Origin of the sequence: Hutsoniella sourekii ATCC 700629 (assembly GCF_000518205.1) — a bacterium.
Lineage (GTDB): Bacteria > Bacillota > Bacilli > Lactobacillales > Aerococcaceae > Hutsoniella > Hutsoniella sourekii.
The window spans coordinates 16,704-38,658 of sequence record NZ_JADD01000004.1 but is presented as its reverse complement, the minus strand read 5'-3'; the positions used below and the strand labels follow the sequence as shown (position 1 = coordinate 38,658).

The 21,955-nt window shown below is 39.7% G+C and carries 20 protein-coding genes; 17 read left to right on the top strand and 3 right to left on the bottom strand.

Annotated elements, in window-relative coordinates; genetic code table 11:
* Window positions 1-23 precede the first annotated feature (23 nt).
* From T408_RS0100795 to T408_RS0100775, 5 genes are all read left to right on the top strand, one after another.
* Window positions 24-884 carry a bifunctional 5,10-methylenetetrahydrofolate dehydrogenase/5,10-methenyltetrahydrofolate cyclohydrolase gene (locus T408_RS0100795; RefSeq protein WP_028118257.1) on the top strand — a complete coding sequence of 287 codons (861 nt, stop codon included), beginning with the start codon at window positions 24-26 and terminating at the stop codon, window positions 882-884.
* 24 nt (window positions 885-908) lie between these two features.
* Complete coding sequence (locus tag T408_RS0100790; RefSeq protein ID WP_028118256.1) at window positions 909-2,330, top strand: FAD/NAD(P)-binding protein; 1,422 nt, start codon at window positions 909-911, stop codon at window positions 2,328-2,330.
* Window positions 2,331-2,382: 52 nt separating this feature from the next.
* Window positions 2,383-4,218 carry a hypothetical protein gene (locus T408_RS0100785; RefSeq protein ID WP_028118255.1) on the top strand — a complete coding sequence of 612 codons (1,836 nt, stop codon included), beginning with the start codon at window positions 2,383-2,385 and terminating at the stop codon, window positions 4,216-4,218.
* Window positions 4,219-4,668: 450 nt separating this feature from the next.
* Window positions 4,669-4,893 carry a type II toxin-antitoxin system RelB family antitoxin gene (relB, locus tag T408_RS0100780; protein WP_028118254.1) on the top strand — a complete coding sequence of 75 codons (225 nt, stop codon included), beginning with the start codon at window positions 4,669-4,671 and terminating at the stop codon, window positions 4,891-4,893.
* Window positions 4,886-5,155: a type II toxin-antitoxin system RelE family toxin gene (locus T408_RS0100775; RefSeq protein ID WP_028118253.1), complete on the top strand. Its 270-nt coding sequence runs from the start codon at window positions 4,886-4,888 to the stop codon at window positions 5,153-5,155. The genes relB and T408_RS0100775 overlap by 8 nt, the downstream gene beginning before the upstream one ends.
* Before the next feature lie 588 nt (window positions 5,156-5,743).
* Here the strand turns inward: T408_RS0100775 and T408_RS0100770 are convergent.
* Window positions 5,744-6,418, bottom strand: coding sequence for a DUF421 domain-containing protein (locus tag T408_RS0100770; protein ID WP_028118252.1), 675 nt, complete (start codon window positions 6,416-6,418; stop codon window positions 5,744-5,746).
* A gap of 23 nt (window positions 6,419-6,441) precedes the next feature.
* Window positions 6,442-7,311: a thymidylate synthase gene (gene thyA, locus T408_RS0100765; protein WP_028118251.1), complete on the bottom strand. Its 870-nt coding sequence runs from the start codon at window positions 7,309-7,311 to the stop codon at window positions 6,442-6,444.
* 133 nt (window positions 7,312-7,444) lie between these two features.
* Here thyA and T408_RS0100760 point away from each other — a divergent pair, with 133 nt between their 5' ends.
* Together T408_RS0100760 and gpmA are read left to right on the top strand one after the other, a co-directional pair.
* Complete coding sequence (locus tag T408_RS0100760; RefSeq protein ID WP_028118250.1) at window positions 7,445-8,539, top strand: M24 family metallopeptidase; 1,095 nt, start codon at window positions 7,445-7,447, stop codon at window positions 8,537-8,539.
* A 138-nt stretch (window positions 8,540-8,677) separates the two neighbouring features.
* Entirely contained in the window at window positions 8,678-9,349 is a 672-nt protein-coding gene (gpmA, locus tag T408_RS0100755) for a 2,3-diphosphoglycerate-dependent phosphoglycerate mutase (RefSeq protein ID WP_028118249.1), read from the top strand.
* 44 nt (window positions 9,350-9,393) lie between these two features.
* On the opposite strand, the gene T408_RS0100750 is transcribed toward gpmA, so the two are convergent.
* Complete coding sequence (locus T408_RS0100750) at window positions 9,394-10,536, bottom strand: ArgE/DapE family deacylase (protein ID WP_028118248.1); 1,143 nt, start codon at window positions 10,534-10,536, stop codon at window positions 9,394-9,396.
* A 245-nt stretch (window positions 10,537-10,781) separates the two neighbouring features.
* Between T408_RS0100750 and T408_RS0100745 the strand changes: the two genes are divergently transcribed.
* The 10 genes from T408_RS0100745 to T408_RS11600 all read left to right on the top strand — a co-directional run bounded on the left by T408_RS0100745 (window position 10,782) and on the right by T408_RS11600 (window position 21,716).
* Window positions 10,782-11,711, top strand: coding sequence for a metal ABC transporter solute-binding protein, Zn/Mn family (locus T408_RS0100745; protein ID WP_028118247.1), 930 nt, complete (start codon window positions 10,782-10,784; stop codon window positions 11,709-11,711).
* 2 nt (window positions 11,712-11,713) lie between these two features.
* A complete protein-coding gene (locus T408_RS0100740; protein ID WP_028118246.1) occupies window positions 11,714-14,803 on the top strand; it encodes a pneumococcal-type histidine triad protein in 3,090 nt (1,029 codons plus the stop codon).
* A gap of 183 nt (window positions 14,804-14,986) precedes the next feature.
* Window positions 14,987-15,820: an alpha/beta hydrolase gene (locus T408_RS10375; RefSeq protein WP_051444696.1), complete on the top strand. Its 834-nt coding sequence runs from the start codon at window positions 14,987-14,989 to the stop codon at window positions 15,818-15,820.
* Window positions 15,821-15,943: 123 nt separating this feature from the next.
* The gene (locus T408_RS11605; RefSeq protein WP_051444695.1) at window positions 15,944-16,327 is read left to right on the top strand and encodes a DUF3021 family protein; all 384 of its coding nucleotides are present in this window, start codon (window positions 15,944-15,946) and stop codon (window positions 16,325-16,327) included.
* Between the two features lie 190 nt (window positions 16,328-16,517).
* Window positions 16,518-17,129: a CPBP family intramembrane glutamic endopeptidase gene (locus T408_RS0100725; protein ID WP_028118245.1), complete on the top strand. Its 612-nt coding sequence runs from the start codon at window positions 16,518-16,520 to the stop codon at window positions 17,127-17,129.
* Between the two features lie 434 nt (window positions 17,130-17,563).
* Window positions 17,564-18,346, top strand: coding sequence for a ParA family protein (locus tag T408_RS0100720; RefSeq protein ID WP_028118244.1), 783 nt, complete (start codon window positions 17,564-17,566; stop codon window positions 18,344-18,346).
* Window positions 18,343-19,236 (top strand): ParB/RepB/Spo0J family partition protein, encoded by an 894-nt coding sequence (locus T408_RS0100715; RefSeq protein WP_028118243.1) that lies wholly within the window; start codon window positions 18,343-18,345, stop codon window positions 19,234-19,236. Before T408_RS0100720 ends, T408_RS0100715 begins: the two co-directional genes overlap by 4 nt.
* Before the next feature lie 18 nt (window positions 19,237-19,254).
* A complete protein-coding gene (locus tag T408_RS0100710; protein ID WP_028118242.1) occupies window positions 19,255-19,647 on the top strand; it encodes a hypothetical protein in 393 nt (130 codons plus the stop codon).
* Between the two features lie 476 nt (window positions 19,648-20,123).
* The gene (locus tag T408_RS0100700; RefSeq protein ID WP_157060740.1) at window positions 20,124-20,498 is read left to right on the top strand and encodes a hypothetical protein; all 375 of its coding nucleotides are present in this window, start codon (window positions 20,124-20,126) and stop codon (window positions 20,496-20,498) included.
* Window positions 20,499-21,716, top strand: a complete 1,218-nt coding sequence (locus T408_RS11600; RefSeq protein WP_028118240.1) for a replication initiator protein A — start codon at window positions 20,499-20,501, stop codon at window positions 21,714-21,716.
* Window positions 21,717-21,955: the final 239 nt, after the last annotated feature.

Sequence of the window (21,955 nt, the reverse complement as noted above, 5' to 3'; positions counted from 1 at the left end):
GATTAAAAACAAGGAGAATTGCTATGACAACTATCATTAATGGTAAAGAATTAGCCAAACAACTAACGCAACAACACAAGGAAAGAGTCGCTCAAATTAAGAGTCAAGGAGCTTCGGTTAAGCTGGTAGTAATTACCGTCGGCCAGGATCCAGCTAGTAAGGTCTATGTAGGACAAAAGGAGAAGAAGGCTGTCAATCTAGGCATGGAATTTGAGTGGGTAAGATTGGATGAAGAAATTAGTCAAGAAGAGCTCCACCAAGTGATTCAAAGCTATAACCAAGCCAGTGATTGCCATGCTTTACTGGTTCAATTGCCGCTTCCTGACCACTTGAATCCCAATCTAGTCGCCGAACAAATCGCCCCACATAAGGATGTGGATGGCTTGCATCCTTATAACTTGGGACAGTTGGCGCGCAACCAGGCCCAATTAATCCCGTGTACACCCAAGGGGATCATGTACTTACTCGATCAATATGATATTGATTTAACCGGTCGACAAGCCTTAATTATTGGAAGAAGCCAAATCGTTGGCACACCGCTTAGTCTTTTGATGACCCAAGCAGATGCTACTGTCACCTTGGCTCATTCCAAGACTCAAAATCTAGAAGATTTGGCTGGTCAAGCAGATATTATCGTCTCAGCCGTCGGTAAGCCTAATGTCATTCCGGCTGCTGCTGTTAAAGATGGAGCCGTCTTAATCGATGTTGGTATCAATCGTCAAGCTGATGGTAAGTTAGTGGGTGACTTCGATTATGAGTCAATGTCAGACAAAGCTTCAGCTATTACCCCGGTTCCAGGTGGGGTGGGGCCTATGACTGTTGCCATGTTAATGGAGCAGACCATTGCTTGTGCCATCCAACAACAAAATCTTGAATTAGACTAAATCACAAGCGGAATAGGTGGTTAGATGATCAAAGTAGCCATTATTGGCATGGGAATTAGTGGCAGTGCCGTTCTAGATACCTATGCTCATTCGCTGTCTGCAGCTCAAATAAGGCATTACTTGATTGATTGCTATGATCAAGCTGATTCTTGGGGCAGGGGTTTACCTTTTCGAGCGGATGATTGTGATGTCTTAGTGAATACCCGGGCCGAAACAATCTCATATAGTTATTACCAACCTGGCCACTACGCGGATTGGTTACACAGTCAAGGCGTTGACCAAAGCTATAGCTCGCGCCAAACCTATGGGGACTACTTAAGAGGCTACACTTATCAAGCAGCCAGCCAAGTCCAAGCCAGAATCATCAACCACTGGGTTGACCGCTTGGATTACTTGGAAGACACCCAGCAATGGCAGGTCCATCCCGGTGGCCGAATTTATGACCGGATTCATCTATGTGTGGGTCGGACTGCTTATCAGGATCCATACCAGCTTCAAGGAAAGCCAACTTATATTCACCAGCCCTATCCCTTAGAGCAAGAATTAAAGTCAATTAACCAGGGCTCTAGGTTAGGTATCCTAGGCTCCAATTTAACTGCTATTGATATCACTAAATATCTAGCCAAGCAAAAAGAAGCGCATAAAATTTACTTACTATCCAGACAGGGGCAGGTCCCTGTAGCGGATGTTCTGCAGAAGTCGAGTTTAAGCTTCTACCATCTGACTATAGACCGTGTCAGGGAACGGATTAAGCTTGATAAAGGTCTGGTTTTTAGTGAACTTGACCACTTGATTCAAGCAGAATTCCAGGCGCACGGAATTAATTGGGCTCATTACCAGTCCACCAGACTTGAAGCTGGATTAGCTAGCTTAAGAGATTCGCTAGACCACCCGGAAGAAGTGGCCATCGCTGAACTTATCTTCTTACAGCTTACCCGCTTGCTTAACTTGTATTGGTCGCAAATGACTCCGCAAGATCAGGAATTATTCCTGGCTAAATATCACCGCACCAGTCAGTTAACCAAAGCCAAGATTCCGCCTGAATCGGCAGAGGGCTTACTGGACCTAGCAAATTCTAGGCAATTGGAAGTATTAGCCGGAATTCATGACATTCGGCCACTCTACCCAGGCTTCCTTATCAATCAAGCCTTGAAGTTAGATTACTTGATTAATGGGATGGGATTGGATCCAGCCATCCAAAATCAGCCCTTGCTGGCTCAACTGGCTAGCCAAGGGATTATTGAAGCCGATCCAAGGTGGGGCATTAAGATTGAAGCCAAGACTAGCCAAATTAAGTCGCCCAGATGGGGAATCTTAGCCAATGCGACTGCTCACGGTCTACTCGTTGAAGGAACTATCTATCAGGCAAATTCCATTTATATTATTCAAGCCCAAGCAGCACGAGCAATCCGGCAAATAATCAAGAATGATTCCAAGTTTGCATAAGCATGTAAACTAGCTTCAAATCATACATATCCAGGGAAATAAGGAGTTCATGATGATAACAAATTTAAAGCGCTTCAAGTTACCTTTTATTTGTTTTTTACTGGTGGTGATCATCGCTGGAATAGGAATGACTCCCTATTGGTCAGCTAAAATCAACCATTTTCTCTTTCTTCTGGGGCTATTTCATCTCACAGCCCGTAATCTATCAAGTCAACTGGGACCCACTCGGCCCATTAAAGGCTGTAAAGCCTTAACTAAGTGGCGTCTGGCTATTATTTGCTACTTGATTCCATTTCTGAGTGCCTTGATCATAATAGGACGAGCCACGGTGTCAAATTACGGTGATGTGCATGATTCATATTATGTCGCTTTGATTTTGGGCCTGGTGGTTTTTAATTTTATCTTTGCAATTACAAAGGTTGACCTGCGCGAAAGTGAGAATCTAAGACAATTGGGAGCTTTTATTTTAAAGATGTTTTTAGTTATGGTCCCAATTATTGTCTTATATTTTCTTATGGGAATAAGTATTGCCAAAGATTTTAATTCGATTAATAGGAATCGCTATCTTAATCAACTCCTAGCTATGGGCTTGTTGCCACTTTTAACGACCTTGGTCTTGCCACGATTCACCGGGAGCAAACAGAGAAGCTGGCTAACCTGGTTGGGTGGGGTTCCCTTGCTCATGGTAGTTGCTTTTCTAATTTTAGCATGGGTACAGCCCACACCTTATAATCCTTCCCAATATATTGCTTATTTGGAAGAAAGAGGGCTTTGGTCTAATGGTCACATCCAAAAGAATGCTAACTTTGATTTAACAATTCCTGAAAGAAAAGACCTTGTTTATTATACTAAAGCCATGTCTACAATGAATTTGCCTGAGGAACTGGCAGTTATTAATCAATATTATGAGAATCCGTATCATCCATCGGTTGAAGGCGAAGCTGCCTTCATTGAGAGCTTCGGTTATAGTCCCGAGTCGCTACTTACCAATAGTCAACCGCTGCTGGAATTTCCAATTGATGATCAGAGGATTCTGCTGAAGCCTGAAGAACGTGACAAAATCTTGCAAGATCAAGTGAGTCAAACCGAGTTGATCACGGTGGATTGGTCAGATTATCTTTATGATGGTAAGACAAACACTTGGCCAATAGAAATTGAGGATCAGCACTTGACTCTTGAAGATTCATTTCAAGCAAACCCAGACCGCTACATCCTCACCTTAAAAGACGACCATGGCCAGGTCTTAACGCGTGTTTCGCTATTAGACTTAATTGAAGCTAGACGTCAAAGTGACCACAATTATCTACCGGCTGATCAACTTGTTTTTCCTTTTGAAAGTCAGGATCTTGCTGGTTACTTATCGGTTCGTGAATTAGTATTTGACCCGCAGACATTGGATAACTATACTCACTTGGAATTTGCCATTAAGTCTGACCAGCCAAGTAATGGTCCGAATCAGGCCAGCTATAACGAGGAGGGGGCACTTAATATTAATGGTCAGTATGATGCCATTGTTTCCTTTAAGTCGGATCAATTTGAGGTTCAGCCTAAAGATCAAGCAGTCGCCAAAAAGGCGGAGGAGACCGGTCATCGTGATCTAATTCCAAGGGAAATGCATCGCAAGTTAACTCTTGATGATCAAAACTACTTGCTCGTTGTCAGATATGATTCTCCTCATTCATATTTGCGAATTTCCATTAGCCAAGCCGGCCAAACATTAATGGACCTGCCACTTGAAAAAGGTGATTTTCTCGTATCCTATAATGAAGTATCTCCTGAAAGCATTCACTTTAGTCAAGGTGACTTTGAAATAGACTTACTGGTTACTGGCTACTTTAAATACTTTGGAGAAACTGAAGGATACTTATTTATCAATAAGAAAAACTAAAAAGTGCTAGCCAAGCAATTGCGGAATGAACTGCCCCCCTAAAGTTGGACCAAGAAAAATCCAACTTTAGGGGGGCAGTTCATCTAGGGATAGACTATTCTTTTCCAAAGTCATAGTCATATTCTCTTTACTCTACCAAGGATACATCTTCATGCTCATCTGGAAACTGCAATAGTAGGAACAGTTTTTAGCGTTTGAATGGATTATTTCAGATTGGCACCCATTGCTTTAAGCAGTACTATTGTAGGTATAGTGTTAACAAGAAAAAGAAATTAAGACAATTCAAGGCGGTAATATCTAATAAAGAAGAAGCTAAGAAAATGTCATAGCTTATTTATGATTTTCTAGGAGAGAGGATAGATATGAAATAATCGATTAAAAGATTAATTCTTGCCGACGATTCATTACTATGCTACAATGTAGTTACTATGAACTACAAGGAGTGAAAATATGACTTCCCCAATTTCAGTTAGATTAGATGACCAACTTAATGAATCACTTGAAAAATACACGCACGCCAAAGAAATCTCCAAAGCAGAGTTTATTCGTACAGCGATTTTGGAAAAGTTAGAAAATGATTTTGATGTGATGATGGCAGACCAAGCTTATGAAGAGTGGGAGAAAGCTGGAAAAAAAGTTAAGACCTTTGATGAAATGATGGAACAATATGGCTAAATATCAAGTGGTTTTTGCTTCAAGTTTTGAAGAAGAGTTTGCTCGTTTGGATAGGGGTGTTCAAAAGCAAATCTTGAAATGGATTGGTAAGCATTTAGTCAATGTAGACTTTCCGACTACCCCTGGTAAAACGCTGAAGGGTGATTGGAGGGACTACGTTCGCTTTAGGGTAGGTGATTATCGAATAATTTCTTTGGTTGATGAAAATCTTTTCGTCATTACCAATATTCATGTTGGTCATCGAAAAGATATATATAAATAAAAATAACATCAAAACAATACGTTTAACATGCTCAAATCAATTTATACTAAATCACCGACACACGTGGAGTGCGTAGTATTGATTGAGTCTGTTCGAACTTAGTGAGTTATGCTTTAGCCGTAAGAGTATACGAATTACGGATAAAGTACGCAGTGCTCAGAATCAGCTCCGTAGCGTGAGCGTAGGTGGTTTTATAGGAGAGTTTGAACGCAGTGACTTACTCTCCTAAATGCGTTAGCTGAAAAGATCAAGGGAATAAATCGCATAATAATGAGGGTTCTAGGCGTTTTGTGAATGTCTGAGAACCTCGTTTTTTTGCTTAGAAAAGTAGAAATTTTGAACGAGAAGATCATTTGCCGGAGGAAACAGATCAATTGGTGTGATAAGGTAGAGAGAATAAACAGCGACAAAAATCCCGGCCACATCACCAATCTATGTTTGATTGATGGGATGGTCATTTGACTCCCCCTTTGACATACTGATTAATACGGCTATAGGTCTAATTTTCGAGTCCCTCTATAATAGATATGGAGGAGACTATCCTAAAGATAGCTAAGATGAGGCAATCTTTTAATTATTCATAATTTACTACTCATCAATATTATCCAATTCATTGCCTGCCAAGTCATGGTAGCGTATTAGCTGCAGCTGGTCATTCGCCAAGACTTCACCGTAGTAGACCTCGTTCAGGGGGCAAGATTGGAGTGCCAGTTGGTGCATCAACCAGGCTTCATCCTTGCCCATTAATTCATCTAAGACATCGTGATCGATTTCTCCTTGGTCAATGACCATTACTGAGAACTCGTCTTTTTTGCTGGTAGGGATCACAGTGACACTGCCATCAACTTCCAAAATCAAGTGATAGACATCAGCTATGTTATAGTATCCTTCTTGTCTAAGCAGCTTGCGAACTTGTTCCATCTTCAAATGGTTTTTCTTCAGATTATCGACTTGAATCCGACTGTGATAAATAATAAGGTCTGGCTTGCCTTCTATAAGTTGGCTGGTATTGCCAGTGGTTGCTAGGATGCGTTGTAAGACATACATGACGAATCCCCAGACCACCAAGGCAAACAGAATCTCAACCAGACTAGCCTCTGTATCATACAAGGGCTCAGTAACAATCCCTCCCAAGATCAAGGTAAATAGCATATCAAAGGGGGTCAAATCTGAGATAGCCTTCTTACCCATTAGACGAAACAAGACAAAAGCGGCTAGTCCACCGATGATCAACTTCCCAAGTATCAACAGATACTCCTGCATATCATCCTTCCTCTCCTAAGCATTTAAATCGCTATTTCAAATTTAAAGCTACCTAGGTGCTGGTAGTTTTCTATTTTTGCTTCACTTAAAGGAACATTAAAGTAATCTAAGTTATCCGGTAAAATGAGCGCTGGTTCTTGGTCTAAGGCACTCAAATCTTGGTTGACTTGCTCTTGAACCGTTTCGATGTGACGATCATAAATATGAGCATTGTCAATCGTCCAATACATAGATCCTAGCTGGCGACCAGTCACTTGAGCAATCCGTCTATGTAGCAGGTGGTACTGGACAACATTAAACGGAAAGCCAGCACAGACATCACATGAACGTTGCTTAACAAATAAATGTAGCTTCCCTTTGTCATCTACATTCCAGTTAGTCGTCCATACACAAGGTTCCAAAGCCATTTCACTCAAATAATCAGTCTCATAAAGAGTCGTCATAATCCGTCTAGAAGATGGGTTATATTTAATTTGGTTAATAATATAGCTTACTTGATCGACCTCTTCTTGGTAGCGACTGCCATCTGGACGATGTAGGGTTCGCAAAGTAGGGTGGGCTAATCTGGCACCATAAGCCGGACCGATAGTTCCGTCCTCTTTTTGCCATTCATCCCAGATGTGGCAATTTTGCGCTTGTAATTCCTTGACATCATTACTCATCGACCGCCAAATCCAGTCCATTTCACGGAAGGCGGTCTTCCAAGCCACACGTTTGGACTGTAAGATAGGTAGGCCATCTTCCGGATGTATCGCAAAGTTCACTCCATATAGATATTGAGTATAAGCTGGTTCACCATCCGCATAGACCGTGCGAACTTGGCCAGACTGTTTCATTCCATTGGTTAAAATATTATTGACGATTTCTTTATAAATTTGATCAAAACGTGTCATAAGTCACCTCGTAATTTCATTGGTTCATTTTAGTATAGCATAATTTTTTCTCAAAGGAGAGCTTGGACTGATTCATTCTCACTTCGATGATGTGCTATAATAAGTCTTGGATAAACTGTTAAGGAGGTAAAATATGTACCAGGAACGTTTAAGTAAGCTTATTGAGACACTCCAAAGGGAGGGGCAATCTGCTAGTATTCTAACCGATCCTCTGTCCATCCGTTACTTTACAGGTTACTATGTGGAGCCAGGTGAGCGATTTTATGCCTTAGTTATTAAGGCTAATTCAAGCGGAGAGTTTATCATTAATAATCTCTTTCCCAAGCCTAACTTGAATGGCTTATTGAATGATCAGATTGATGTGGTAGGCTTCACCGATGGTGAACCAGTAGTTGAGTCATTGGCTAAGCATTTAGGTCAAGGGACAATTGGTGTTGATAAATTTATGGATGCTCACTTCTTGCTTGAATTAATGGCGGCTAATAATAAGCTAAATTTTGTAAATGGATCCATCGTAACCGACGGAATCCGGGCTGTTAAGTCACCAGAAGAAATTGACTTGATGAAGCAAGCTTCTGCGATCAATGATCAAGCCATGGAAAAGATCTGGGAGTTTCTAAAAGAAGGACCTACTGAAAGACAGGCTGTAGACCGTTTGTTGGAAATCTACCAAGAATTGGGAGCAGACGGACCATCATTTGAACCAATCATTGCTTACGGAGCTAATGGAGCGGACCCGCATCATTTAACCAATGATGATTTACCGCAAGTTGGCGATAGTATTGTCATTGACATTGGCTGCATGTACAAGGGCTATGCCTCAGATATGACTCGTACAGTCTTTTATGGGGAGGCTAGCCAAGAAGCAAGAGAGGTCTATGAAACAGTGCGACTAGCTAACCAGGCTGGAATTGATGCGATCAGTAAGGGAGCCTCTTACGCTTCTTTGGATAAGGCTGCTAGAGATGTGATTATGGATGCCGGTTATGGGCCTTATTTTACCCACCGTCTAGGTCACTTTATCGGTCAGGAGGCCCATGAGCATGGTGATGTAGGGCAACACAACCCTCAACCCGTCCAAGAAGGCCATGTATTTTCTATTGAACCCGGTATCTACTTACCAGGTAATGTAGGTGTCCGAATTGAAGATTTGGTTGCTATAACAGCAGATGGCCCTAAGGTTTTGAACCATGTTACTAAGGAATTAACTATTTTATCTCTTGATTAAAGGATCGACCACCAAATAATTATTAGCCACTTATTTTTAGGTTAATCTAAAAATAAGTGGTTTTTTCTTGTTTATAATTATAAATAGGAGTAATATACAACTATAGTAAATTAGGTTAACCTAAAAGGAGGTTGTAACATGAAACTCGTTCTTGTCCGTCACGGTCAAAGTGAATATAATTTAAAAAATATTTTTACAGGATGGTTAGACCCTCACCTGTCTCCTCAAGGTATTGATGAAGCTAGGAGGGGAGGGCGGCTGTTAAAAGAATCTGGCATCAAATTTGATGCCGTCCATACTTCGCTTCAAAGTCGAGCGATTGAAACGGCCTTTTATCTCTTAGAGGAATTGGATCAAGTCTACTTGCCCGTCCATAAATCTTGGCGCTTGAATGAGCGTCACTACGGAGCATTACAGGGGCTTAATAAGGCTGTTACCGCCCAGAAATATGGCGAAGACCAGGTCTTTACTTGGCGCCGTAGCTATGATGTTAAACCGCCACTCCTTGATCAACCGATGGACGATCCTCGTTATCAAGGGATGGATCAAAGCTTGGTGCCCAGAGGGGAATCCCTAAAGGACTGCTTGAAACGTGTGCTTCCTTATTGGCAAGATCATTTGAGTGTTGATCTTAAAGAGAACAAGAATGTATTAGTAGCTGCTCACGGTAATAGTTTACGGTCCTTGATTAAATACTTAGAGGGAATTGATGACCAGACGATTCCTTCCTTAGAACTGGCGACCGGTCAACCGATTATTTATGAATTTGACGGAGATTTACAAGTATTAAACAAGACCGTCTTAAAATAAAGTCAAAAAAGGCTCACTGAAAAATTATCAGTGAGCCTTTTTAATTATTTCAAGTATTCTTTTACTGCGTCTACATAAATATCGATAAATTCAATGTATTGATCAACTTCAACATATTTATCGTGGGTATGGGCGCGAGATGGTGTACCTGGACCGTAAATAGCGAGGTCAATATCCTTAGGTACCCGGCCAAAGTTAGAAGCATCAGTGGCCCCCATCAATGGCTTAGCAGGAATCTCTTTATTGGTTGCCACTCGAATGGCTTTAACTAAGTCATTATCAACGGGACTTTCGACTGAAGGATTGTCTTGGAGAATATTTAATTCAAGTTCACCTTCATTGACTTGGTTGAGCTCCTCAATGGCTTGTTGAATCGCTTCAATAACAACTGCATTATCTGCTTCAGGAACTGTACGAGCATTAGCCTTCAAGACGGCTCGGCCACAGACAGAGTTGATCTGGTCGCCACCATTGATAACGGTATTAACGTTGATTGTTTCACCCATTTGCTCGTTACTCTTACCAGAGAAGGCTTCCTCAAATAATTCATTGGAACGATTGATATAGTCCACCATTAATTGAAGAGCGTCAATACCGTTTTCAGGCATAGAAGAGTGGGCTGGTTTACCCTTAGCAATCACTTCATATTGAAGAGATCCTTTGTGGGCATTGATAATTTGTTCAGGACCGGATGGTTCAGCAATGATAAAGCCATCTGCATCATCAACATAGCCTTCCTTGACTAATTGCTTTGAACCATACATTCCAATCTCTTCGCCGACAGTAGCAGCCAAACGTAAGGTCCCTTTTAATGGGTTGCCGGCTTCTTTGAGCTCAATCATGGCAATCACAAGAGCTGTTAATCCAGCCTTCATATCAGTTGTTCCCCGGCCATACATCTTGCCTTCCTTAATCTCGCCACCAAATGGATCTACCGTCCATTCATCACGGTCTCCCAAGTCAACCACGTCCATATGACCACTTAAGACCAGTACACGACCTTCTTCTTCACCCTTAATTTCAGCCACTAAGTTGCTACGGTTACCCTCGTAATTAACAATTTCAGAATCGATATCAAATTCTTTCAAGAGTTCTTGATAGTATTTAGCGACATCTTCTTCATTATCGTTAATGGTTTCGATTTGAATGACGTCTTGTAGAATTTTAATCTTTCTTTCCTTATCCATTAAATCACTCCTTAAATGAGATTATCTCTTATTAACAGTTTACTAAAATCAAGAGGTAATTACCAATAAAGCGTATAGTTAACTCTTTTCATGACTAAACTTTCAAGTAAAAAATGGTTACCAATAGGAATTACACATGAAAATTTAATCAATCGGCAAAATTTCCTTGACTTAATAAAAAGTAATGGTTACTATTTAAAATGCTTTTAAAAGTAATGATTACTATTTACAGAAAGGAAGATACAATGTTTCGCAAAATCATCGCAAAGCTATTTGCTATGACACTCCTATTACAGCTGATGGTACCGTCGATTCATGCCAGAGAGCAGAGCTTGAAGATCGTGACTAGTTTCTATCCTGTCTATGCAATGACAAAAGAAATTGTTGGAGACCGTCACCAGGTACAAATGATCAATTCCAGTCAAGGAATCCATGGTTTTGAACCTTCAGCTAATGATGTTAAGGGTATCTACCAAGCTGATCTCTTCATCTATCATGCGCCCATGCTAGAGTCCTGGGTGAAGAACTTGGCAGTTAACAGAGGAGATTCCAAGGTTCAACTAATAGAAGCTTCTCAAGGTCTAACCTTGGATACAGTAACAGGACTAGAAGACATGCCTGACATTGAAGGCCTGTCCAAGGAGAGTACCTATGATCCTCATACTTGGTTGGATCCTAAGTTAGCTGCTCAAGAAGCTAAATATATCGCTGACCAACTAGGTGAATACGATCCCGCCAATGCTGATTACTATCAAAGGAATGCTCAAGCTTTTTACGATCAGGCTGATCGTCTAGTCACTGAATACCAAGCCAAGTTTAAACCAATCCATCAAAAGACCTTTGTCACTCAGCATACGGCTTTCTATTATTTAGCTAAGCGCTTCGGTCTAAAGCAATTAGGAATAGCCGGTATTTCGAATGATGTTGAGCCTTCTCCTAAGCAAATTGCGGAGGTTCAAGCCTTTGTCGAAGAGTATGGGGTCAAGACTCTATTTGTCGAACCGAATGTTAGTCCAAAGAGTGCTGAGGTTGTTGCCAAAGCCACTGGCGCTGAGATTGTGGAATTGAGTCCACTGGAAAGTGATCCCCAGAACAGTGAATCCTATTTAGATAATTTACATCATAATTTAGAGAAATTATATCAAGCCTTAAAGGCAGAAGGAGAGAATAAATAACTATGCATAAACTTAAACATTTAAACCCTAAATTCTTAAGTCGAGCTGCATTAGCAACCTTACTTGCTGTGGGTGCTCTGCCTGTCCTACCGAGTGTCTTGGCAGAGTCTAGTTCGCAGTACAGCGTTAATTATATCGAAGGAGCAGATGAAGATTCAGCCAAACAAAGCCAATCTGCTGAGAAGATGCACGATGCTCAAGGAAAGAGCCAGGAAGAGATTAATCAAGCAGAAGGGATTGCCGCTGAACAAATTGTAGTCACGATCTCTGAAGAAGGGTATGTCACTTCCCATGGTGATCATTATCACTACTACAATGGTCTAGTGCCTCACGAATCATTTATTAGTGAAAGCTTATTAACTGACAAGGATTATACTTACCAAGAAGCTGATAAGGTGAGTGACTTAGCTGATGGAGGTCAAGTAGTTAAGGTCAATGGTGAGTACCGGGTCTACTATAAAGATCCCAGCCAAGCAAACAACTTACGGACAGTGGAAGAGTTAGTTCTTCAATCACACGGTATCCATCCTGAAGATGCTACTAATATAGTCAAGCTTCAAGAAGAATTAGAGCTTTCAGAAGCTTCGATGATCAAATATGAAACTGAAAAAAATATCGATCAGATCCTTAAAGAAGCCAAGATTGACGGTCCAGCAACGGTCGTTTACTTAACTGAAAAAGAAGTCGTCTACCTAGTTGGGATCGATCTCTATGTGATCCCCGGAAAAGTCAAAGCTGACGCTAAATTTAGCGAACGTCTACTGGCACCCAGTGATTACCAATTAAATAAAGACGACATCCTACAAGATATCGAAGGAGGGCATATCGTTAAGATTGGTAAACATTGTTATGTTTATTTATTTGACTCCAAGCAAAAGGACAATATTGTTTCCAGTGATACCATCAAACAAGAAGCCAAAAAAGCCTATCAAGCTATCGAAGCTAGTGGCGAATTAGCAGACCGTCAAGCTAAGAAAGAAGAAGCAGCAGCTGGAGCTGTCCTAGGCGCTGGTACTAGGGATGGATCAGGTCGCTTGGTCGCTGATGATGGCTATGTTTTTAGTCCGTATGATGTGATTCGCGATGCAGGTTCTGGCTTTATCGTGCCCCATGGAGATCACTTCCACTTCATTCCCAAGGCTCAGCTCACTGCCGCCGAATTAGAGATTGCCTATCAAGTGCTTGGTGGCGGATCAAGTGCAGCTAGCCAGACCAATGCAGCGAGTAATACAGCCAACAAAGAAGGTCTATCAGGTAGCCATCTATCTGGTCAAGCCAATCCGAGTGGACGCTATCATGCTAAGGGATCCTATACAACAGATGATGGTTATGTATTCACCGTGGAATCCATCGTGAGTGCTGATGGATCTGGTCTGGTAACTGCTCACCATGATCACTTTCATTATGTACCTTTTGCTGATTTGAGCAAGCAAGAGCTACAGGCTACTCAAGACTACTTGAAGCGTCAGTTTGGAATAAACCGTAATTTAGTCCAAGAATACGCGCCTACCCGTCAGAACAGACCTAATCCTAAGCCAGCCCCTGTCCAACCAAGTGATCAAGCCATCAACCCAGATACCAGCAATCAAAAGCCCGCTAGCCCTAACGAGAAACCATCAGCCTTACAAGAAGCGCTTAATAAGCTTTACCAGTTGCCGGATTCCAAGCGCCACGTAGAAGGTGATGGCTTAGTCTTTGATCCGATGACCATTACTAAGGTGGTCTCAATCAAGGGGGAAAAGGCCTATGTTATTCCTCATGGAGACCACTTCCATACTATCAAAGATAGCCAATTAAGCGAACTTGAACGTCAGGTCACGCAGATGGTCATTCAAGAAAAAGGATTGGATAGCCATTCCAAGTCAGAAAAGAATCAAGCAGCTAAACCTGGAGCCAAAGACGAGGGCAAACAAACAGACAAGAAAGAGACTGACCAAGCAAGTGATTCCCAAGCTCAAACTAATCCTAAGCAAAAAGTAGACTTCTTAAGCCTAAACATTAATAAATTGCCTAAAGGAAAAGACGGCAAAGTCTACACAACTAGCGACGGCTATCGCTTTAGTCCCGAATCTATCTTATCTTATGATCAAGAAGGACTGGTAGCTCAGCACGGTGACCATACCCACTATATACCTTTAGCTGAGCTGGAAGATAGTGAGTTAAAAGCAGCCTCTGACTATATCAACCGGTCTCAAAATAAAGTCCAAACTACCAAGCCAGCTCAAGGAACACCAGAACAAATCCAACAAAAGCTAAATTATGTGGCTGCCTTAGTTGGACTATCCAAAGACCAACTAAAATTAACCGGTAACTTGGTGATTATTCCTCATGGTGACCATACCCACACCATGGACTTGGATGAAGTACCATTGGTCTTAAGAGCTGATCAATTCCCAAATGCCGAAGCCTACCAAAATCACTTGATTGCCCTAAAAATTAATCAGGCCAAATTAAAAGCGCCAAATAGTCAAGTGATTCGAGATGGTGACCAGATCGTACTCGTTGATCCATCCGGTAAGGAAAAACGAATTCCCTTAGCTGATCAAAAGTTACCATTTGATTATCAAGAAGCCGATTTCCAAAACTTAAAACGTCCGGAAAAAAGCAAACAAGAAATTGAAAAAGAAAAACAAAGAGAGGAAGAAGCTAAAAAGGCCGCTCAAGAAGCAGAAGCTAAGGCTCAACGTGAAAAAGAACAACCGACTGTTCAAGCCATGAAAGACTTCTTAGCTGGGCATTACCAAGTAGCTGTGGATCAAATCCAATTCTTCTCAGACCTATTCATGATTCCTAATCGGAGTGGAGATCCTGACGCTGAAAATATTTCGATCCATCGTGACCAAGTGGCCTTAGCCATGAAAGGCGACTTAAGTGTTCTTCCGCCTATCCCTGCTAGCCCAAGTCCAAGCGTTCATGAGGAGGTTCAAGAAGCGGAAGAGGCTAATGAGGTTATCAATTCGACAATTCCAGAAGTAACAGATACGCCTGCTCCTGAAGCCACCGAATCCGTTCTACAAGACGCCAGCACGCCAACTGGTCCTGAAGAGAACAATGAAGCAGCAACTGAAGACAATGAACTGCTAGCCCAATAATAGGACTCCTAATAAGCTAATCCCACCTTTCTAGTTAGAACTAGTAGGGTGGGGTTATTTTTACATAAAATTTACATAAACTTTACAATCACCTGGTAAAATAGGAGCTAGAATAGAGAGCGGGAGAATTTATCTTCCAAATAATTGTAAGGGCTTCCATGCTAATAGAAAGGATTGTTTTCTATGAAGTTTAAGCGAATTTTAGCTTGGGGAGTAGCTTTAATAGTCGTTCTAGTACTTGCTTTTTCCATTTTTATTGGCTACCAAGTGTTTACTTCATCAACGAATATTGTTGCTAGGGCAGATACCTTAGAAAATGAGCAGACGATGCACCCAGATTATACTCGTTTAATTGAACCCTTGAAGCCTGAGCTAGGAGATTTGCCGTCCTTCAAGGGAGATCATGATATTCCTTACCTAAGACTAGATCCAGACCTTCCCAAGGGAACCCTGATTATGGTCCATGGTCTAGGAGGCACCAAGAAGATCAACCCTCAAGTCATGAAAATATTCTATGATATGGGTTACCGGGTTCTTAGCTATGATCAAAGAAATTCGGGTGAGAACCAAGCAGATTACAACACTTATGGTTGTTTGGAATCTCTGGATTGTTTGGATATGATTCAATTCGCTAAAGGAGAATTTCCAGATGAGCCAATTATATTGTGGGGTGAATCCAATGGAGGCGCCACTGCCATTCTAGCTGCTAGTCAGGCCAATGATTGGATTGACGTCCTGATACTCGATTGTCCCTTATCCGATGGTTCAGAACTGATCCGTCAAGTTTTTGCCCAAATTGAACAAGACAAAGGTATCCCGAGTAGCTATCTTAATTGGTGTGGCGACTTATTCACTCAACTCAAGATTGGAGTCAGTTATGAGGACATGAATGTTTTAGATGAGGCTAGCCAATTGACCATGCCAGTCCTTATTACCAGCTCTAGCATTGACCAAGTCCTTCCTGTCCATATGAGTCCTGATATTTACCAAGCTATCAAGCATTCTGATAAAAAGTAGTAACGTTAGATTCCTATGGTCACTGTCAGTTTCCCACTCAGAATCCGGAAGCTTACCAAGAGGTTGTGGAGTTATTCTTGGAAGATAAGGATCTAAATCGTTAATCCAGGAGGGAGCATTCTTATGAATTTTAAGCAAATGGTTCAAAAAATTATCTTTCGCTTACTAGTAAGTAGTCTCTTTTATGCCTCTGTGATCTACTTTACACGCAATCAGACGGATATGGTAAGCCTGAAGTCGCAGCGAGCCGGGCTACTAATCGGCTTAGTGATTTTTTCTTTTGCTGTTATTTATGATTATGATGTCTGGTCATTGAAGAGAAAATTGTTGGTTCATACAGGCTGTATGGCTTTAACCATTTTCCCAATCCTCATTTATAGTGGCTGGTTTGAATCAAGTTTAAAAGGTTATTTATTAGCCTTGGTTTCATTTATTGGATTTGGTGTTATATTTGCTAGTATTGGTTATCTTATCAGCCGATTTATCGATCAATTCAAGCAGAAATAGGGGGAATGACATTTGGAAAATTACGCCCGCCATTCGCCATTTATTGTTAAAGTGTTTAAAGATAATACGATACTCTCCGTATCTTTTACAAGTGAACACGGAAGATTTGTGCAGACTTTTGTGTGGGGCTTATCTTCAGTTAGCACTGGACTTGAATTAAATTCCTTAAACAGAAAGGGTATGCCAAGACATGTTAATCAAAAAAAGGGATGTGGGCATTAGCAAAGCTTTACTGGATTCAGTGAATCAGATCTCATATAGGATCAGTTTTGTATTTTTATTACACTTTGGTATGGTATCAGTTGCTAGAATATTTGTTAAAAGGGAGAGTTCTTTACAACTATTATCTTATCCGCTGCTATATAGCTTATTTGTAGGCCTAGCCATTATCCAGAGGCGTTGGTCCCGGATAAATACAGAGTGCTCTAACTATCTTAATTTCAGAGAAGGGGTTATTTATTTCTTTGCCCAATTTTTTAATCTTCCAATTATAATCGTAATTAAAATAATTATACTTCGTATGGGATGGCCAGAATACCCAAATAGACAGGTCATTTCATTTGATGAGGATTGGCGACTATGGATCATTTTTCTTGTTGGGCCCATTATGGAAGAAATCATTTTCAGAAAGCTGATTGGCGATCGTTTATTGCCAGATAATCCTTCTTATTTTTTGATCTTGTCAACTTTTCTGTTTGGCTTGGCTCACTTGCAAACACTAGACTTAGGCTTGTTAATTGCAGCTAGTTATAGTGGCTTTGTTTGGTCCTTACTGTATTTAAGGAGTGGTAGCTGGATCTAAGTTGCTAGCTTTCACCTCAGTCAAAATTTTCTAACAGGTTACTTGGTCAATTATTTGATCAATCACAACCACGTATTGGTTTTACAAATTTATCTACTTGTGTTAATTCTAACTTCAATCCTAGCTTTGACAATGATGATCTATCATCGCAAAAGATTGATCCCATCCATCCATTTGCTGGAAGCATGTCGATTATTTATTCATTCTAAAGGCTTGCTGTATGCGATTTTGGTATTTATTATGATCAGCTTGATCAGATGAATTGGTCTTCCAAAATAATTTTTATGATAATATATAGAATGTAAGCCTTTTAACAGACGTTAAATGGCTTTTTTAGACAATTATGAATGTAGCCCTTTAACAAAAGTGTTGGAGGGCTATTTTATTTTAGAGATGGAAAATGAACATATTGTATACAGAAAGATGTGATTATTATGAACGCTAAAATAATAGCAATCGCCAATCAAAAGGGCGGTACAGGAAAAACAGCAACTACGATGAATTTAGGGTATGCTTTGAGTGAAGCTGGAAAGAAAGTACTTGTTATAGATTTTGACCCACAACACAATTTAACAAACTATTTAAGCGATCGAGATCACGAATTTACTATCGCTGAAGCGATTAGCTATGAACTTCAAGGAGATTCCTTTCCTAGAACACCAATTTATAGTTATGAAGAAAATCTAGACTACATTCCTACGACTTTAAACCTATCAGCAATAGATATGCAGCTAATTACGGCTAATGCTAGAGAATACATATTGTCTGATATCCTTGAGAAACTAGAAGTCAAAAGTGAATATGACTATGTCATTATTGATTGTATGCCCGCTTTAAATACTCTACTGATAAACGCTTTAACGGCTGCGGATTCCGTAATAATACCTGTTGAAGCAAGCTACGGAGCATTTGAAGGGCTTGGGCAATTATTTACCTATGTTAACATGGTGACCCAAAGACTAAACCGAGACTTAACTGTGGATGGAATTATATATACGAAAGTAAATAACACAAAAATCGCCAATGAGGTCAGAGATCGCCTGAAAGAATGCTATCCTGAACTACTTTTTGACAATGAAATAAAAGAACTTACTGAAGCAAGAAAGTCCTATGCCGAACGTATTCCTTTAAGCAAAATGCAAGGAAGCCGACTAGCTAGTGATTATGCTAATTTAGCTAAAGAACTAGTAGACCAGAAAGGAGCCTTGATAGAATGATAACCATTGAATCAATGTTCCAACTAGAAGAACAAGCTTTGGATTTAAGAGAATTAGATGTAACCTTAATTGATCCTTATCCTAACCAACCTTTCAAGCTCTATAAGGAAAACAAGCTAAAGGAACTGGCAGAAGATATTAATAGAAACGGACTCATTAATCCTGTTATAGTTCGACCGGTGGATAACAGACGGTATCAAATGCTAGCGGGACATAACCGACTAAATGCTTTTAAATATTTAGAAAAATCTAAAATACCTGCCTTAATTAAGCCATGTTCTGATGAGGAGGCAATGATAATAGTTACTCAATCAAACCTTCTACAAAGGCAAAAGCTATCCAATAAGGAAAAAGCATTTGCCTATAAAATGAGACAAGATGCTATGAAAAAGCAAGGCGAACGAAGCGGCAATAGCAATGAGCCCTATTCCTCATTAGATGAATTATCTAAGACGGAAAAAGAGTCTAGTAGAACCATCGCAAGATATATTCGAGCAACAAAGCTGATTCCAGAACTATTAGATCTATTTGATGACAATAAAATATCACTTCCAACAGCAGATCAGCTAGCCAGACTTAGCGATGACCAACAAAAATCAGTATTTAATTATAGTCAACGAAAAGACATAAAAATTAAGACGGCAGATATAAAAAAGATCGCAAAGAACTTTAGTCATGGAACCCAACTAACAGAGTATGATATCGAAGATGTGGTTAACAGCCCAGAAAAAAATACATCTTCACCAAAACCTTCTATAAGTGTAATTGTTAAAGCAGTCGAAGAAGCAAATGACAGATCACTTAGTAGCCAAGATATAGTGCTTATAAAAGACGTCATTAAAGTTCTTGATGAATTAGATGGACTTAAATACAAAATCAAATTATCCTAATAACAGGCGGTGATTATCATGTCCATTTGGGAAGAGTATACATTGGAAGAAAACCTCTATTGTTTCTCAAGTTATTTAGTTAGAGGATTAATTACACTTGTTAGAATTAGTGGCTATCTAGTCAGGTTTCCGTTTGCATGGATTAAAAATATAGGCTCAACAAGCTTTCTAATTTCATTTATGTTAGGCGGACTTCCTATTCTACTATTGTTATCTGCTTTGCCATTTATATTTTTCCAGGAGGCTCTAGGACCAAGAGACGATTCTATGGAAGAATTCATTCGAGCGTCTAATCGCAAAGGGTTCTTTCTTGTCTTTGTGGTGATTGGATTCTTTAGTGAACGGTGGGTCATTCCGCAACTATATAAACTTAGCGCATTCTTATATGCTCGAAGTGGAAGAAAGGTGTGATAATTTGGTCGCAAAAACAAACGATTTCTTTAGTTCAAAGTTTCAATGTAGAGAGTGCGGGCATATCATCGCCTTGCCACGCTATACAGCCCGAAGACGAAAGAAAGATCATATTAAACATATCTATTGTATCGAGTGCAAAGAACGTACAGAGCATCAGGAATTGTCTGAAATGAGCACCATGTATGATCGAATTCAATCTGAAAAGAATTAGGAGTTAAAAATTGAATAATAGAGGATGTTTAAGCAGCTTGCTTTCCAAAATAATTGGAGCAATCTGCTTATTTTATATTATCGGATTTATATTTGAATCACTTAATCGAGAGATACCTGACATATTTTGGGGGATTCCTTTCACACAAACATTATCGAGAATAACACGAACATTTTATTCAGCCACTAATAATCAACTAAGAAGCATTATAGGATATTTGAGGTAGGGGATTAATATGATAACCACTTTTAAAGGGGTAACAATGGAAGTAGGCGATCTTTATAAAACTGGCATGATGGACACGATTTATAAGGAAGTAAACCTATATTTCCCACGAGAAATCATTGAAGATAAAAAATATGAGAACCTAAAATCTATCGACATTCTTCTTTATAGCTTTTTGCTCGGTATGACATCAATCTTTGACGCACTAAGCATTCATGACCAACAAGGGCAAGCCATGGCTCAAATACCGAACGAGTTCTTGATCGAGCAACTAAATATAGGGTCAAAAACGACCCTGTTAGAGTCAAAGAAAAGATTGGAAGAAAGCGAATTGATCGCCACTATTCCAACTGGTAGAGGCAATATCTACTACACAAAACACTATGACGAACTTAGAGAGGCGGTGGGCTAAATGACGGAAGAGAAAAACAGTTTTAATAAAATCTCTCTTCATTCATACGCAGGGCAACAGTATTACCAACTGCCAAAACTCTTGGTTCATGGGAAAAAATATAAAGATATATTGAAGCCTGATGATATATTAGCCTATGCGCTGTTGTATGACCGACTAAGGCTATCGCAGAAGAACAACTGGGTGGATAAAGAAGGCTATTGTTATCTAGTTTATACAACCACACAATTAATGGAGGCATTAAATGTACGGTCTAGAACAACTTTATCGACCATCAAAAAGAGGTTGAAGCAAGTCGAACTCTTAGAAGAAGCCAAAACAGGCAGAACGAGTCGAATCTACTTAGCCTATCCCGAAGCTGCAAACGAAGAAGACGCAAAATATATCATAGAATTAACTAACTTGCCTAAGGAAGATTTGAGTACTTGGAGTGAAGAAGAAAGACGAAATAAATCTATACAAATGGAAAATAATGACCATGCAATAAAATACAAAAACGAAAAAATTGAAGCCGAAAATTGTCCCGAAAATCAGGATAAAAACTTCCAAAAAAACAAGCGTTGTCCAAAAATTGAACATCGCTTGTTTAATCCCAGTAATACAACATTTACAGAAGTTATCCACAGAAATGAAAAACAAGCGTTGTCCAAAAATTGGACATCTGATGTTCAAAAAATGGACACTAGTAATAATGAATTAGTAATAGATAAATCATTAGATCAATCATTAGATCAAGGTGACTCACAAAATTTTAACAAAAAAAATAAAAATAAATTGGGAGAAATTTTAGATGAAAATTCACCTGAAATGATTCAACAATATTTACGAGATTTGCATGATCAATTTCACCCACAAATCATTTCCGCCTTATCATTTTTATCAGACTATGAAAATATTTATGAATTAAGCAATACCATCCAACGAGCTTATATGGATTTAGTCAAAGGCAAGTTTTCGGTAGCAAAAGATTTAGATAACGGATCAAAAGAGACGATCCAAGGGCTATTAGCTAGTAAGTATGATCTAGTAGCACACGATGACTTTGCTTGGGCTATTCATGACAGTCTTCTTAGATCAGCTAGATATATTTATGGCAACAGGATGAAGCGCTCCATACAAAACCATGAGGCTTACTATTACCATAACTTGCAGCAGGCGATGGTTGATTATGCGATAAAAGGTGTTAACTTCTCAGCTAACAAAATCGATTCTGTTTAGTTAATTGCTATTTATAGGAATTAAAACAGGAAGGGATGAGAGAATGAATAAATTAAATGTTATGGAAATAGTTAGTCGTCTATTCTTAATGTTAGGACCTTTATTTGTAGCTATTACAGCTTCTTTAAATATTTATCTTAGCAGACAACAGCTACCCTTAAGCATAAAATGTAACGTCATTCCTTTTTTAAAAATTGGAATTTTAATTTATATCGCATATGTGAACGGTGCTATCAATA